The organism is Microbacterium sp., assembly GCF_049661145.1.
GTDB lineage: Bacteria > Actinomycetota > Actinomycetes > Actinomycetales > Microbacteriaceae > Microbacterium.
Genome location: NZ_JBASZT010000151.1, coordinates 1 through 13,249 on the forward strand (window position 1 = coordinate 1; position 13,249 = coordinate 13,249).

13 protein-coding genes are annotated in these 13,249 nt (G+C 70.1%); 7 read left to right on the top strand and 6 right to left on the bottom strand.

What is annotated here, in order from left to right; all coding sequences use genetic code 11:
* Positions 1-145 precede the first annotated feature (145 nt).
* The 3 genes from WBP48_RS06870 (at position 146) to WBP48_RS06880 (ending at position 2,231) form a co-directional block, all read left to right on the top strand.
* Positions 146-802, top strand: a complete 657-nt coding sequence (locus WBP48_RS06870) for a response regulator (RefSeq protein ID WP_424438042.1) — start codon at positions 146-148, stop codon at positions 800-802.
* Positions 803-977: 175 nt separating this feature from the next.
* Positions 978-1,664 carry a hypothetical protein gene (locus WBP48_RS06875; RefSeq protein ID WP_424438045.1) on the top strand — a complete coding sequence of 229 codons (687 nt, stop codon included), beginning with the start codon at positions 978-980 and terminating at the stop codon, positions 1,662-1,664.
* Positions 1,665-1,820: 156 nt separating this feature from the next.
* Complete coding sequence (locus tag WBP48_RS06880; RefSeq protein ID WP_424438048.1) at positions 1,821-2,231, top strand: MarR family winged helix-turn-helix transcriptional regulator; 411 nt, start codon at positions 1,821-1,823, stop codon at positions 2,229-2,231.
* 22 nt (positions 2,232-2,253) lie between these two features.
* Here WBP48_RS06880 and WBP48_RS06885 read toward each other — a convergent pair whose 3' ends face one another.
* Together WBP48_RS06885 and WBP48_RS06890 are read right to left on the bottom strand one after the other, a co-directional pair.
* Positions 2,254-3,408 (bottom strand): class I SAM-dependent methyltransferase, encoded by a 1,155-nt coding sequence (locus tag WBP48_RS06885; protein WP_424438051.1) that lies wholly within the window; start codon positions 3,406-3,408, stop codon positions 2,254-2,256.
* A complete protein-coding gene (locus WBP48_RS06890) occupies positions 3,405-4,709 on the bottom strand; it encodes a DUF4921 family protein (RefSeq protein ID WP_424438054.1) in 1,305 nt (434 codons plus the stop codon). Before WBP48_RS06890 ends, WBP48_RS06885 begins: the two co-directional genes overlap by 4 nt.
* A 67-nt stretch (positions 4,710-4,776) precedes the next feature.
* Here WBP48_RS06890 and WBP48_RS06895 point away from each other — a divergent pair, with 67 nt between their 5' ends.
* From WBP48_RS06895 to WBP48_RS06905, 3 genes are read left to right on the top strand one after another with little or no spacing between them, the layout of a single operon-like run.
* A complete protein-coding gene (locus tag WBP48_RS06895; RefSeq protein ID WP_424438057.1) occupies positions 4,777-5,790 on the top strand; it encodes an ABC transporter ATP-binding protein in 1,014 nt (337 codons plus the stop codon).
* The gene (locus WBP48_RS06900; protein ID WP_424438060.1) at positions 5,774-6,547 is read left to right on the top strand and encodes an ABC transporter permease; all 774 of its coding nucleotides are present in this window, start codon (positions 5,774-5,776) and stop codon (positions 6,545-6,547) included. The genes WBP48_RS06895 and WBP48_RS06900 overlap by 17 nt, the downstream gene beginning before the upstream one ends.
* A gap of 14 nt (positions 6,548-6,561) precedes the next feature.
* The gene (locus WBP48_RS06905) at positions 6,562-7,224 is read left to right on the top strand and encodes a TetR/AcrR family transcriptional regulator (RefSeq protein ID WP_424438063.1); all 663 of its coding nucleotides are present in this window, start codon (positions 6,562-6,564) and stop codon (positions 7,222-7,224) included.
* Between the two features lie 11 nt (positions 7,225-7,235).
* On the opposite strand, the gene WBP48_RS06910 is transcribed toward WBP48_RS06905, so the two are convergent.
* Both WBP48_RS06910 and WBP48_RS06915 read right to left on the bottom strand, forming a co-directional pair.
* Entirely contained in the window at positions 7,236-7,892 is a 657-nt protein-coding gene (locus tag WBP48_RS06910) for a response regulator (protein WP_424438065.1), read from the bottom strand.
* Positions 7,889-9,541 (bottom strand): ATP-binding protein, encoded by a 1,653-nt coding sequence (locus WBP48_RS06915; RefSeq protein WP_424438068.1) that lies wholly within the window; start codon positions 9,539-9,541, stop codon positions 7,889-7,891. The genes WBP48_RS06910 and WBP48_RS06915 overlap by 4 nt, the downstream gene beginning before the upstream one ends.
* A gap of 177 nt (positions 9,542-9,718) precedes the next feature.
* Between WBP48_RS06915 and WBP48_RS06920 the strand changes: the two genes are divergently transcribed.
* Entirely contained in the window at positions 9,719-11,251 is a 1,533-nt protein-coding gene (locus WBP48_RS06920) for a CitMHS family transporter (protein WP_424438071.1), read from the top strand.
* Positions 11,252-11,313: 62 nt separating this feature from the next.
* Here WBP48_RS06920 and WBP48_RS06925 read toward each other — a convergent pair whose 3' ends face one another.
* Positions 11,314-12,192, bottom strand: a complete 879-nt coding sequence (locus WBP48_RS06925) for an NYN domain-containing protein (RefSeq protein WP_424438074.1) — start codon at positions 12,190-12,192, stop codon at positions 11,314-11,316.
* A 1-nt stretch (position 12,193) separates the two neighbouring features.
* Positions 12,194-13,177, bottom strand: coding sequence for a Gfo/Idh/MocA family protein (locus tag WBP48_RS06930; RefSeq protein ID WP_424438077.1), 984 nt, complete (start codon positions 13,175-13,177; stop codon positions 12,194-12,196).
* Positions 13,178-13,249 lie beyond the last annotated feature (72 nt).

Genomic DNA, 13,249 nt, shown 5'->3' on the forward strand with positions numbered 1-13,249 from the left:
AGGTCTTCGCCGCGGACCCCGGCACGATCGTGCGGGCGGTTCTGCCGCGGCCTTCCGTGCCCGATCGCGGTGACCCGGCCGCCGACATCGCCCCGGGCGCCATCGTCGCCGCCACCGTCCCCACGCCCGCCGAAGGAGCCCGACCGTGACCGATGCCATCGAGGTCGTCCTCGTCGACGACCACCCCGTCTACCGCGACGGCCTCGCCATGCTGCTCGGCTCGCTCGACGGCGTCACCGTCGTCGGCACCGCCGCAGACGGGCGCGAGGCGATCGCGACCGTCGACGCCCGGCAACCCGACGTGGTGGTGATGGACGTGCAGATGCCCGAGCTCGACGGCATCGCCGCGACCCGGGAGATCACGACCCGGCATCCGCACATCGCCGTCGTCGTGTTGACGATGTCGGACGACGACGAGACGGTCTTCGCCGCGATGCGGTCAGGCGCGCGCGGATACCTTCTCAAGGGCGCCTCGCAGGACGAGATCCGCCGCGCGATCGAGATCGTCGCCGCCGGCGGGCTGCTGTTCGGCGCCGCGATCGCCCGCCGGGTCGGGGAGTTCTTCGTCTCGGGGCCACCGACGCACGTGCCGCAGGACCTCTTTCCGCAGCTGACCGCCCGCGAGCGCGAGATCCTCGATCTGCTCGCCGCGGGGCGCTCGAATCCGCAGATCGCGCAGACGTTGTTCCTGTCTCCCAAGACGATCCGCAACAACATCTCGAACATCTTCGCCAAGCTGCAGGTCGCCGACCGCGCCGAGGCGATCGTGCGTGCCCGCGACGCGGGGCTCGGCCGCGGCTGACCGTGCCCGCCGCCGTGGGACCGGATGCGGGACGGCAACCGGGACCACAAACGGGACGCCACGCGGGATCGTGCTCCCTGCCCGCCCGGGTCACCCGACCGGGAGAGTCGGATCATCACTTGATCCACGGATGTCTCCGTCACGGACGACATCCACCTCGAAGGGAGACCCTCTCATGTCCGACCTGTTCTCGCCCGTCGCCGCCGTTCGCGCCTCGGCATCCATCGACACCACCGTCGCCGACCGCCGCGTCCCGCGCGGACTCACGCGTTTCGCCGGCGCCGCACTCCTCGCTTTCCCCGCGCTGTTCAGCGCCGGGATGGTCTTCTCGCCGCCGCAGACCGAAGAGGGGGATGCCGGGTACATCGCGTCGCTCGCCGCGGACCCGGCGACGAGCCTGCTGTCCGCCAACCTGCTGCACCACTCCTGGGTCGCGCTCGCCCTCGGCGTCATGGGCCTGATCCTGCTCGTCGGCCGTCGCGGCCGCGTCTGGGTCTCGCTCACCGCGGTGCTCGTGGCGTTCGGTGCCATCCAGATGTCCGGCCTGCTGCTGTCGGACTGGTTCCTCGTCGCGGCCGGCAACGTGCTCACGCCCGACCAGGCGGTTCTGCTGAACGCCACCGCGAAGGACGACAGCATGATGCCATGGTTCCTCACCGCGCAGCTGCTCGGCCTGGGCGGTCTGCTGGCCCTGAGCCTCGGGCTCGCCCGCGCGAAGGTCGTCAGCTGGTGGATCGCGCCGCTGCCGCTGTTCGCGTTCCTCGTCCCGGTGCTCAACATCGGCGTCTTCGCCGCCATCGCCTTTATCCCGCTGATGGCGCCGATCATCGTCGCCGGTGTGAAGCTGATGCGCCTGCGCTGAGCAGCGACTGGTCTGGGCACGGGTCGCCGCGCCACAAAAGACAGGAAATCTCACCGAGACAGGGCGTGTTGACGATCACACGTCCTGTCTCGGTGATTTCTCCTGTGTCGGTGAGGCCCGTGCCCCGCCGGGGGACTGATCGCTAGCATTGAGCCCATGACTCAGCAGCCGCAGCGCTTCAGCCCCGTGATCGCGCTGCTGGCCGTCTCGGCGATGTGGGAGGGGCAGCTCTCCGCCATCCTGAAGGACCTCGGCATCACGACTCGCAAGTTCGGGTTGCTGGGCCACATCTATGCCGAACCGGGCATCTCTTTTTCCGAGCTCGCGCGTCGGTCGCACATCACGGTGCAGTCCGCGCACACCGCCGTGCGCACCCTGGTCGACGATGGTCTCGTCGAGGATGCGACCGCCCACGCGGGTGCTGCCAGCGACCTCCACGTCACGCCGAAGGGCGACCGCGTACTGCAGGACGCGCGAGACCGCCTGCAAGAGCTCGACAGCGCGCTGGCGCAGCGGTTGCCGAAGGTCGCGGCATCACTCGACGGCATCCGCGCCGGCATCGTTTGATCGCTCGTATCCCCTCGGCGGCTCAGCCCCGGGTCGACACGGTGACGGTGAACTTCGGGCCGCGCGCGACCTGTCGCGTCGGACCCACCAGGTGCTCCAGGTGCGGCCTGTAGCGCAGCGGTGAGTTCCACACGCACCACAGTTGTCCTCCGGGGCGCAGCACGCGGGCCGCGTCGGCGAACAGCGCCGTCGCGAGCGCGGTCGTCAGCGCGGCCCCGGCATGGAACGGCGGGTTCAGCGCGATGAGCGAGGCGCCGGCATCCGCCCGGCTTCGCAGGGCGTCGTCACGCACGACGCTCACGCGGTCGGCGACGCCGTTCGCGAGCATCGTCGCCCGCGCCGAGGCGACGGCGGCCGCGGAACGGTCCGTCGCGTAGACGTGTGCGGACGGGCAACGCAGAGCGAGGGATGCCGCGACGATCCCGGTTCCACACGCGAGATCGATCCACGGGTCGTCCGCGGTGCCACCAGGAGCGTCGACCGCGGCTGGCAGTAGCGAGGCGAGCAGCATCCGCGTGCCGAGGTCCAGCCGGGCTCCCGCGAACGCGCCACCGAATGCCCGTACCTCGACGCCATCGGCGACATCCTCGAGTCCGGGCACGTCGACGCGCGCCGCCGTGGGTGCCGGGTCGCGGCCGTCGTGCGGACTGCGAGCGATGAGCACGCGCGACTTCTGGCGCGCATGGCTGACGTCGACCCGGTGGAAGAACGCGCGCAGCACGTCGTTCATGCCGAGGCTCATGTGCTTGATCCGCCCGCCGGCGAACACGGCGACCGCGGGATCGGCGTGCGCGGCGATGAGCCCCGCGACATCGCGGAGGGCATCGAGCGACCGCGGCAGGCGCAGCAGCACGACCCTCGCACCCCGGACGAGCCCGGGCGACAATGGCAGCGAACGCACCCGACCGGTGAGGCCCCTCGCGGCGGCGTTCGCCGCGAGTGTCTGTTCCCCGGTCAGCGCGTCCTGGTGGACGCGCACCGCGCGCACCTCACCATCGCCGCCGAACTCGCCCGCGACAGCCAGTGCCAGCGCGGGGCATTCCTCCGCGATGACGACCAGCTCGTCGGCACGCACACCGCGGCGGGCGGCGGCGGACTCGTCCAAGATGAGTCGCTCGGCGGCATCCGGGCCGTCGGTGGCACCGTCGGCATCCGTCTCCATGGGCGCCCCGCTCACGCGTCGCCGCTCCCACTGTCCGCGTACCGCAGCCGCGCGTCGGCGGGGGTGCACTCGTCGCCGATGCGGATGCCGGGCGCGATCGCCCCGGCATCCCGCAGCGCATGGAGGGACTCGACGGCGCGGCGACGCAGCTCCCACGGGTCGATCGTGTTGACGTAGATCTTCGTGCCGCCCTCGAACCCGGCGGGGTTCGAGATGCGCCACTTCAGCACGATGCGCCACGGCATCGGCCACGGTGCACCGGGCGGCCGGTAGTGCCATTCCTCGTTCGTCGGCACGTGCACGCCGGTCGCCGCGTGCAGCGCGTGGACGAGGTCGGAGACGGCGCGGATGCTAGCGGCCGAATGCTCCTGCGGCAGGTTGGCCTCGGATGTCGAGAGCACCTCGAACGCGGGGTAGCGATGCCCGACGCCGGCGACCGCGACAGCCCCGTCGGTCGCGGCGACGACGAGCCGTTCAGCGACGGCGAGGTCGACGATCTCGCGCTGGTAGAGGTCGCGGTTCTGCGCGAGCAACCGCAGTTCGTGGTCGACCTGCGGGCCGTAGTCGTCGATCGCGACGAGCTGCTTGTGCAGGTGCTCGAAGGACGCGCCGGCCGGGCGCAGCCAGTTCTGGAACACCGCGACGTACGCGGCGTGGGGCTGGGCGGCCTGGATCTCGGCGAGAGATTGCACGGTCAACGCGAGATAGGCGGCGTGCTCGTCGGGAGTGAGCGTCCCCGCAGAAGCCAGTTCGGCGTCGCTCATGGCGCCGTCGACGACGTGTCGGCGCGCGACGATGACATCGTGCGATCCGCCGAGGAGGTCCAGGGCGGCCTCTTCGATACTCACGGTCTCTCCGCTGGCGGCCGCGCGGATCTCGGCGAGCTTTTCCAGGTGCGCCCGACCGGCCGGATCCGAGAGGTACTCCTGCGCCCACTCGAACACCGCAGCGGGCTGGCGAAAGCCGTGGTTCTCACGCCAGTACTCGGCCGAGACGATCTCGAACAGGTTGCCGAAGCGGCGGAACTCGGCGACCGTGTCGTTCAACTCGGACGCGGGCACTTTCCGCAGCTCGGTGAAGTCCGCTCCGACCAGCCGCGCCTTGTCAGGCGTGGTCTCGAGGTACCGCTCGGAGCAGAACGCGCACAGGCGATTCTCCTCGTCGGGCTCGAGGATGTGGGCGTGCTCGCGCGGCATGCTGAGCGGCCGATTCGCGCGGCCGGGCACCGTCCATACCCGGGTGCCGGTGAGCGGCCCGATCTGTTTGACGGTGCCGTCCGGAAGTCGCCGGATCGCCGGCTGCACCCCATCGCTCACCTCCTCAGCCTACCGAGCCGGCATCCGGGGAGTTGTGTCCGACAAGACCCGGGTCTACAGTGTAGACATGATCTACAGTGTAGACGGAGCGCCAGAATGCACAGCGGGCGAGACGGATGCCGACGCGGCCATCTCGCTGCGCGAGGTGCGCAAGAGCTTCGCGGGTCGAGAAGTGCTGCGGGGCATCGACCTGACGGCTGTACCGGGGGAGCTGATCGGACTGCTGGGCCGGAACGGCGCGGGCAAGTCGACGCTGATCCGCGTGATGAGCGGCCTGGTGCGTGCCGATGCAGGCCACGTGCGCGTCGGGGGCGTGGACGTCGTCCGCGCTCCCGCCGGGCTCGGGCGGCGGATCGGGCTGGCGCCGCAGGAGTTGGGACTGTACCCGCAACTGACGTGCCGTCAGAACCTGGCTGCGTTTGCAGAGATCTCGGGGTTGCGCCCAGCCGTCGCCCGTCGCAGCGCGGACGACATCCTCGATCTGCTCGGGCTCACGCCGCAGGCAGGTCAGCGGGCCGGCACCCTCAGCGGCGGACAGAAGCGTCGCCTGCACACCGGCATCGCGCTGGTGCACCGGCCGCGCGTGCTCTTCCTCGACGAGCCGACCGTCGGGGCCGACGTCGCCTCACGCGCCGGCATCCTCGAGGTCGTCCGGCGGATGGCGGCGGACGGCGCCACGATCGTGTACACGACGCACTATCTGCCAGAGCTGGAAGAGCTGGGCGCGAGGATCGCGATGCTGGACGGCGGCCGCATCGTCGTGGACGGTCCCCTCGGCGAGGTCATCGACCGGCACGCGAAACCCACTGTGCGGCTCCGTTTTCGCTCTGCGCCGCCGCCCGTGGCGGGGTGGCGTAGCGACGGTCGGTGGCTCTCGCCGTGCGAAGCGGTCACCGACCCCGGCGCCGCGCTCGCGCAGGCGCTGGGTGCTCCGGGCGTGCGCACAGCGGACCTCGCCGATGTCGAGGTCGTGCGGGCGAATCTCGAGACGGCATACCTTGCGATCTGCGCCGACCACGCCGACGAGCCGGACCCTTCGGCTCTCACCGCCGAGAAGGACTCCCATGTCACTGCCGCGTAGCGTCGCGATCGCCCGCACGAATCTACTGCTGCAACTGCGAGATCCCGCCGTCCACCTGCTCATGGTCGCCATCCCGCTCGTGCTCATCCCGTTCATGCTGCCCGGCGCGCAGGCGCAGCTGCGCGCACAGGGCTATGCGCACGCGACGGGCGCGGAGCAGGTCGTGCCCGGGTTCGCCGTGCTGTTCGCGTTCCTGTCCACGCAGCAAGTGATCACCCTTTTCTTCCGTGAGTACGCTTGGGGCACGTGGGACCGGCTGCGCGCGAGCGCAGCCTCCACCGCGGACATCGTCGTCGGCAAGGTCGGGGTCGCCTACCTCATCCAGGCGGTTCAGCTGGCCGCGGTCGTCGGGTTGGGCGCGTTGCTCTACGACTATCGGCCGACCGGGAGCGTCTGGGCGCTCGCGCTCGTGCTGGCGACCTTCTCGGCCGTGCTCGCCTGTTTCGGCGTGATGATCGTCGCCCTCGTCTCGTCCATGAACCTGGCGATGTCGATCGTGAACCTCGTCGGCATGCTCATGGCGGGCCTCGGCGGGGCCCTCGCCCCCGTCTCCGGGTTTCCCGACTGGGCGCGCGCGGCTGCGCACGTCAGCCCTGCGTACTGGGCGCTGGATGCCGTTCAGCGAATCAGCCTGGAGACTGCGGGCGTCGCGGAGGTGCTCCCGGCCATCGGGGTGCTCGTGGTGTTCGCGATAGGCTTCGCCACGGTGGCCGCGGTGCGGTTCCGCGCCGACAGCGAGAAGACCGGGGATTCCTGAGGACGGAGACAGTCGTGAGCGATGCGGGGAAGCGCCCGACGCGACCCGCGCTCAGTCGTGAGTTCATTCTCCGCACGGCCCTCGCCCTCGTCGATCGCGATGGACTCGACGCGCTGACGATGCGCCGGCTCGGTGCCGAACTTCGGGTCGACCCGATGGCCGTCTACCGGTATGTGCCGGGCAAGGGCGAACTGCTCGACGGGATCGCCGAGATCCTGTGGCGTGACGGCCTCGGCATCGAAGAACTCGCCGACGCGGCGCCGGATGCCGACTGGCGCGAACTGCTCGCTCGTGCGATGAGCGGGTTCCGCGACGAACTGTCGCGCCATCCGCGCGCGGTGCCGATCGTCGCGACGCATCCGCTGGTGACGACGGAGCAGTACGAATTCCTCGAGCGCGGACTGGAACTGCTGGAGCCGCACGGGTTCGAGCCCGGACCGCTCACGGTCGCCCTGCTGGACGTCCTGGCCTCCTTCACGATCGGACATGTGCTCGCGGAGGTCGCCGAGCCCGCCGGCGGTGCCGGCGGCGAATTCGACCCGGCGGAGCTCGCAGCCCACGCCGAGCGATTTCCGCGGGTGGTGCGACTGCTCGGCACGGTCGATGCGGCCGCGTTCGACGGCGGCTGGCAGTTCGGCCTGGGCCTGAGGGCGATCCTCAACGGCTGGCACTCCTGAGGAGAGGGGGTTCACGCCCGCGCTCGCGCGTAGCGGTGCTCGGGACGGCCCGTCGTGCCGTACCGCAGCTTCACATCGACGACGCCGCGGGCGGCCAGCGCCGACAAGTGCCGCTGCGCCGTGGCGCGGGAGATCCCGGCGCGTTCGGCGACCTCGGTGGCCGAGGCCTCGTCATCGCCGAGGGTCACGAGCAGCAACTGCTCGGTCGCCGAGCGAGAGACCGAGCCGGAGTCGACTCCGCCGTGCAAGATGGCCAGAGCCCGGTCGAGGTCGGACTGTGCGAGAGCGCGCTCCCCTTCCACCAGATTGCGGAAGCGCGCGTAGCGGTCGAGGCGAGCGGCGAGGACGGAACGGTCGAACGGCTTCGTGAGGTAGGCAAGGGCTCCCGCCCGTAGGGCGCGGCGGATCGTCGCGGCGTCTTCGGCGGCGGAGAGGACGAACGCATCGACATCGCAGTCGCGCACGAACGAGATCCCGTCGCCGTCCGGCAGGTAGGCGTCGACCAGCAGCAGGTCGGGATGCTCGGCTCGTACGGCGAGGGATGCCTGGCCGAGCGTGCGCACTGGATCAAGGGCGGCGAAGCCCGGACGCGACGAGACGATATCGCGGTGCAGGCCCGCGACGCGGAAGTCATCGTCGATCACGAGGACGCGCACCGTTCCGTTCATGGGGTGGCTCCCTGCTGCGCGAGTATGCGCAGCACGCCGCGCAGCCGCGCCCCGAACACGGCACCTTTCCCGGCTCCGCCCGGGTCGATGACCCAGACGTCTCCGCCGTGCCGACGAGCGAGTTCGCGCGACAGCGGCAGGCCGACGCCGAACCCGTGCACACGACCGACGTCGCGCTCGTCCCGATCGTCTCGACCACCGGGTGCGCGGCTGCCGCCGAACGGGTCGGCACCGGGTGCGATGCCCGAGCCGGAATCGCCGACGGTCAGCACGAGATCGGCGCCGTCACCATAGAGTCCGACCTGCACGGTGCGTGGCTCGGCACCCGCCACCGCCGCGCGCACCGCGTTGTCGACGAGATTGCCGAGCACCGCAGCGACGTCTTCGACCTCACTCAACGGCGAGAGGAGCAACGTGTCTTCGGCGACCGTCAGCATGACGCCGCGTTCGCCCGCCTCGAGGGCCATGGCGCCGAGCAGCGACTGCAGCAGCGGGTCGGAGACGAGACCGATGCCCGCAACGGGGTAGTCGATGGGGCCGCGCTGCACCTGGTCGTCGAGAAAGGCGCGCGCGTCGACGGTGCGACCGGCATCCATCAGGCCCGCGGCGACGTGCATCCGATTGGCGAACTCGTGCCGCTGCACGCGGAGCGCTCCGGTGAGCGCGCGCACCGACTCGAGCCGCTCGCTGAGGGCGACCAGGTCGGTGCGGTCACGGACGATCAGCACGACACCGAGGTCGCGGTCGCCTCGTTGCACCGGCCACGCGTCGACGTACAGCACCCGCTTTCCGACGACGATTCCGTCACGGGCGGTGCCGGTGTGCACAGCAGCGATGATCGCGGGGTCGACTCCCAGCTCGCCGAGGGATCGACCCACCGGGTCGACGATCCCGAGCGCCTCACGGGCGCTCTCATTGCATACGCGGACGACATCGGCCTCGTCCAGGGCGATCACGCCGTCGCCGACGCCGTCGAGGACTGCGGCCTGATTCTGTACGAGCGCGACGAGTTCTTCGGGCTGTAGACCGAGAGTGAGCCGTTCCCATCGCCGACGCAGCGCCAGCGCGGCGAGTGCACCCAGAGCGAGTGCCGCCGCGGCGGCCGCCGTGATGCCCGCGACGAGGGCGGGCAGGTCGTCGAAGACGCTCGCCGGCTCGAATCCGACGCTCACCTCTCCGACGGGTGTCTGTCGGCCGGGAGCGAGAACGGGAACCTTCGCCCGTGCCGAGACGCCGAGCGTGCCCTCCTCCCACGTGACGACCTCGTGGCCCGCGAGCACCTCATGGAATTCGGTGCTGACCTGGTGGCCGAGCAGATCGAGGTCGGGGTGCGCGAGACGGATGCCGTCGTCATCCGCGATCACGACGAACAGCGTGCCGGTGCGCGCCGTGATATCGGTCGCGAGCGCCTGCAGGTCGCCGTCGCGCAACTCCTCGGCGGGCGGGAGCTGTGCCCGCCGGGAGAACGCCGCGACGTCTTCGCGCACCTGGGGGTCTACGGCGATCGTGCGCGCGATGTTCAGCGCGGAGTTCTCCGCCTCTGCGCGCAGCTGCGCGACGCCGAGCCAGAGGAACACGGCGGCGGAGACCGCGACGACCGCGACGACGGTCGCCAGCTGCAGCAGGAGGACGCGGGTCGCGAATCGCACCGGCCTGCCTCCGTCTCTTGCGCACGAGTGCCGCGTGCGCCGGGTGCGCACAATGCGCTGAACTCACGTTACGCGCAGAACGTGCGGCAATGCGAGATAGCGTGCGCCCGTCTCGGCCGGTGGCTATGTTCTCGGCATCCGTCCACATCGCGGTGGACACCGGACGAAGGAGTCGAGATGACGCCCCTCTTACTCATGGCGCAGGATGCCGGCGAAAGCTACAACGTCGCTTTCACACCCTCGGATGGCGTGCTCGTGGTCCTCGGATTCACGATGGTGCTGACGTTCATGGCGCTGATCATGACGCGGCGCCTGACGCCGATGGTCGCGTTGATCGTCGTCCCGACGATCTTCGGACTGTTCGCGGGCGCCGGGCTCGGCCTCGGCGAGATGATCATCGACGCGATCGGCAGCATGGCGCCTACGGCGGCGCTGCTGATGTTCGCGATCATGTACTTCGGGATCATGATCGACGTCGGTCTGTTCGACCCGCTGATCCGCGTCATCACACGTCTGCTCGGTGACGATCCTGCCAAGGTCGTCGTCGGCACGGCCCTGCTGGCCGGTGCTGTCTCGCTCGACGGCGACGGGTCGACGACCTTCATCATCACGACTTCGGCGATGCTGCCGATCTACCTGCGGCTGGGGATGAGCCCCGTCGTGCTGACGTGTGTCGCGGGCCTGATGAACGGAACGCTCAACATCGTCCCGTGGGGCGGTCCCACCGTGCGTGCCGCGACGGCGCTGGGCCTGCAGCCCACCGACATCTTCGTGCCGATGCTGCCTTCGCTCGCCACCGGGCTCGTCATCGCCCTAACCTTCGCGTGGGTGCTCGGGCTGGGCGAGCGTCGACGCCTCGCCGGGTCGATCGACACGTCCAGGCTCGGCGCGACGGCCCCCGGAGGGGTCCTCGCCGGGCCCCTCCTCGTCCGCGGCGCGGAGCCCAAGCCAGGCGCAGTGGCGTCGCTGCGCACGGGCAACATCGTCACGGTGCGCGGCGGACGCGACGCGGTCGACGCGGCATCGCTGGTGGATGCCGCGGACACCGCGATGGCCGACACGATGCTCGACCCGAACCGTGCCACGCTGCGGCCGAGACTCATCTGGTTCAACCTCGTGCTGACCCTCGCCGTCATGGTGCTCCTCGTGCTCGACCTCTTCCCGTTGGCCTACGTCTTCATGGTCGGCGCCGCGATCGCGCTCGCCGTCAACTTCCCGAAGCTCAAGAGCCAGGCCGACGAGATCGTCGCGCACGCGCCATCGATCGTGGGTGTCGTCTCGATGGTGCTCGCGGCGGGCGTCCTCGTCGGGGTCCTGGGTGGCACCGGCATGGTCACCGCGATGGCGTCGTGGATCACGAGCGTGATCCCGGATGCGATGGGGCCGTTCCTGGCGGTGATCACCGGCATCCTGTCGATCCCGTTCACGTTCTTCATGTCCAACGACGCGTTCTACTTCGGCATTCTGCCTGTTCTCGCCGAGAGCGCATCGCACTTCGGGATCGAACCCGTCGAGATGGCGCGCGCGTCGATCACGGGTCAGCCCGTGCACCTGCAGAGCCCGCTCGTGCCGGCCATCCTGCTGCTCGTCTCGCTCGCGAACGTCAACCTCGGCGATCATCACAAGAAGGTGCTGTGGCGTGCGTGCGTCGTATCGCTCGTGATGCTCGCCGTCGGCGTGCTCGTGGGGGTGATCCCGTTCGCGGCGTGAGCGCGGTCAGCCGACTGATATCGGTCGGCCGGTCTGGTGTCGGTCGATCGGCCTGACGTCAGTCAATCGGGAACGTGCAGCCGAACACGCACGATGTTCGTGGTCTCGTCGATGTCTGCGACCGTCGGATGCGCGTTCACGAAGTCGGAGAACGAACGGTGGCCGAGCGCCTTCTCGGAGAAGGAGGGGTCCATGCGTTTGAGCAGGTTCTTGACCGCGGACAGGTGCACCCATTCCTCGTCGGTGCGCTCGCGTTCGAGGATCAGTGCACGGCGCAGCAGCTCGGCGGTGGGGTCCTCGGCTTTCTTGCGGCGTCGCGAGCTCGTCGTTGCGGGTGCGGTGCCGGCATCCGACTTCTTGACCGGCGGCTCCGGGGCGTGCACGCCGGGCAGCGAATCGTAGGAGTCGAACTGGTCGCACGCGGCGGCGAGTGACTTCGCCGTGGAGCCGGCGACACCGACGCCGACGACGAAACGGCCGAGCCGCTTGCAGCGCTGCGCGAGGGGGACGTAGTCACTGTCGCCGGCGACGATGACCACGTGCGTCAGGTCGGGCAGACGGAACATGTCCTCGACGGTGTCGACAGCGAGGCGGATGTCTGCGCCGTTCTTCGCGTACGCGGCGGCGGGGAACAGCTGTACGAGATCGACGGCCCGCGCGACGAGCTGCGCCCGGTACAGGGCGTTGACCGGTGACGACCAGTCGGCGTAGGCGCGCGTGAGCACGAGTGTGCCGAACGACGCCGCGTAGTCGATGATCGCGCCGACGTCGATCGTGGCGTCCTTCAGTTTCTGTGCGATCTCGGGAGCGTCGGGATCGGCGATGATCTTCTGGCGGTCGCCGGCGTAGGAGTTGCGCCCGTGCACGCGGTCGTACCAGCTCATGACGATGTTGTCGAAGTCGAGGTAGACGGCGACGCGTGAGGTCTGCAGATCGGGCATGTCAACGCACTTTCGGGTAGCGCACACCCAATTGCGTGCGGACGTCGTCGAGGGCCGCCATGATGGCGATCGACTCCTCGAAGGGGAGCAGTTCACTGTCGGCACGGCCTTCGGACAGGAGCTTCTCGGCGTACAGCGCCTGGAACTGCATGCCGCGGCCGTCGATGCGGGAGGCGTACTCCTCGATCACGGTGCCGTCGGTCGCCGTCACCCGGAACGATGTGGGCGTGTACCAGACGCGGTCGATGTCGATGCGCGCCTCCGTGCCGATGATGTGCGCGGTGTTGGGGCCAGCCGCGCGGGAGCTCATGGCGATGGAGGAGAGGGCGCCGGAGTCGTGGGTCGCCGCGATCGCGACCTCGGTGTCGGCGCCCGTGTCGCCGAGCCGGCCGAGGGCGCGGACCCCCGTCATCGGGCCCAGGACGTCCCACGTGAACGAGACCGGGTAGATGCCGAGGTCCAGCAGTGCCCCGCCGCCGAGCTCCAGCGCGTTGAGGCGGTGGGCGGGGTCGGACGGGAGCCGCTGCGTGTGGTCCGCGATGACGAGGCGCACCTCGCCGAGGGTCCCTTGGGCGAGGATCTCGCGGATGCGGACCATGTGGGGGAGGTACCGCGTCCACATCGCCTCCATCGCCAGCAGTCCGCGACCGGCGGCGATGTCGCGGATCGCGATGGCCTCGTCGGCATCCAGGGTCACGGCCTTCTCGATCAGGACGTGCTTGCCGGCCTCGAGCGCGAGGATCGCGTGCTCGCAGTGATGGCTGTGGGGGGACGCCACATAGACGACGTCGACGTCGGGATCGGTGACGAGCTCATCGTAGGAACCGTGCGCGTGCGGGATGCCGAATTCCTGCGCGAACTGCCGTGCGGACTCGGGCCGACGCGAGCCGACGGCGGCGATCGTGCGGCCCGAAGTGCGGAGGTCCTTGGCGAACGCGTGGGCGATGCCACCCGTCGCGAGGATCCCCCATCGGATGTCGGTCATGCCCCGAGCCTATCGGCGGCGCACTCCCGCCCGCCCCTTCCTGCCCGCCCCGCGCCCGCCCCCGCCCGCCCC

Bases quoted from the DNA above. Each gene is read 5' to 3' on its own strand.
- WBP48_RS06875 (WP_424438045.1), top strand. From the start codon at position 978: ATGTCCGACCTGTTCTCGCCCGTCGCCGCCGTTCGCGCCTCGGCATCC.
- WBP48_RS06880 (WP_424438048.1), top strand. From the start codon at position 1,821: ATGACTCAGCAGCCGCAGCGCTTCAGCCCCGTGATCGCGCTGCTGGCC.
- WBP48_RS06895 (WP_424438057.1), top strand. From the start codon at position 4,777: ATGATCTACAGTGTAGACGGAGCGCCAGAATGCACAGCGGGCGAGACG.
- WBP48_RS06900 (WP_424438060.1), top strand. From the start codon at position 5,774: ATGTCACTGCCGCGTAGCGTCGCGATCGCCCGCACGAATCTACTGCTG.
- WBP48_RS06910 (WP_424438065.1), bottom strand. From the start codon at position 7,892: ATGAACGGAACGGTGCGCGTCCTCGTGATCGACGATGACTTCCGCGTC.
- WBP48_RS06920 (WP_424438071.1), top strand. From the start codon at position 9,719: ATGACGCCCCTCTTACTCATGGCGCAGGATGCCGGCGAAAGCTACAAC.
- WBP48_RS06925 (WP_424438074.1), bottom strand. From the start codon at position 12,192: ATGCCCGATCTGCAGACCTCACGCGTCGCCGTCTACCTCGACTTCGAC.
- WBP48_RS06930 (WP_424438077.1), bottom strand. From the start codon at position 13,177: ATGACCGACATCCGATGGGGGATCCTCGCGACGGGTGGCATCGCCCAC.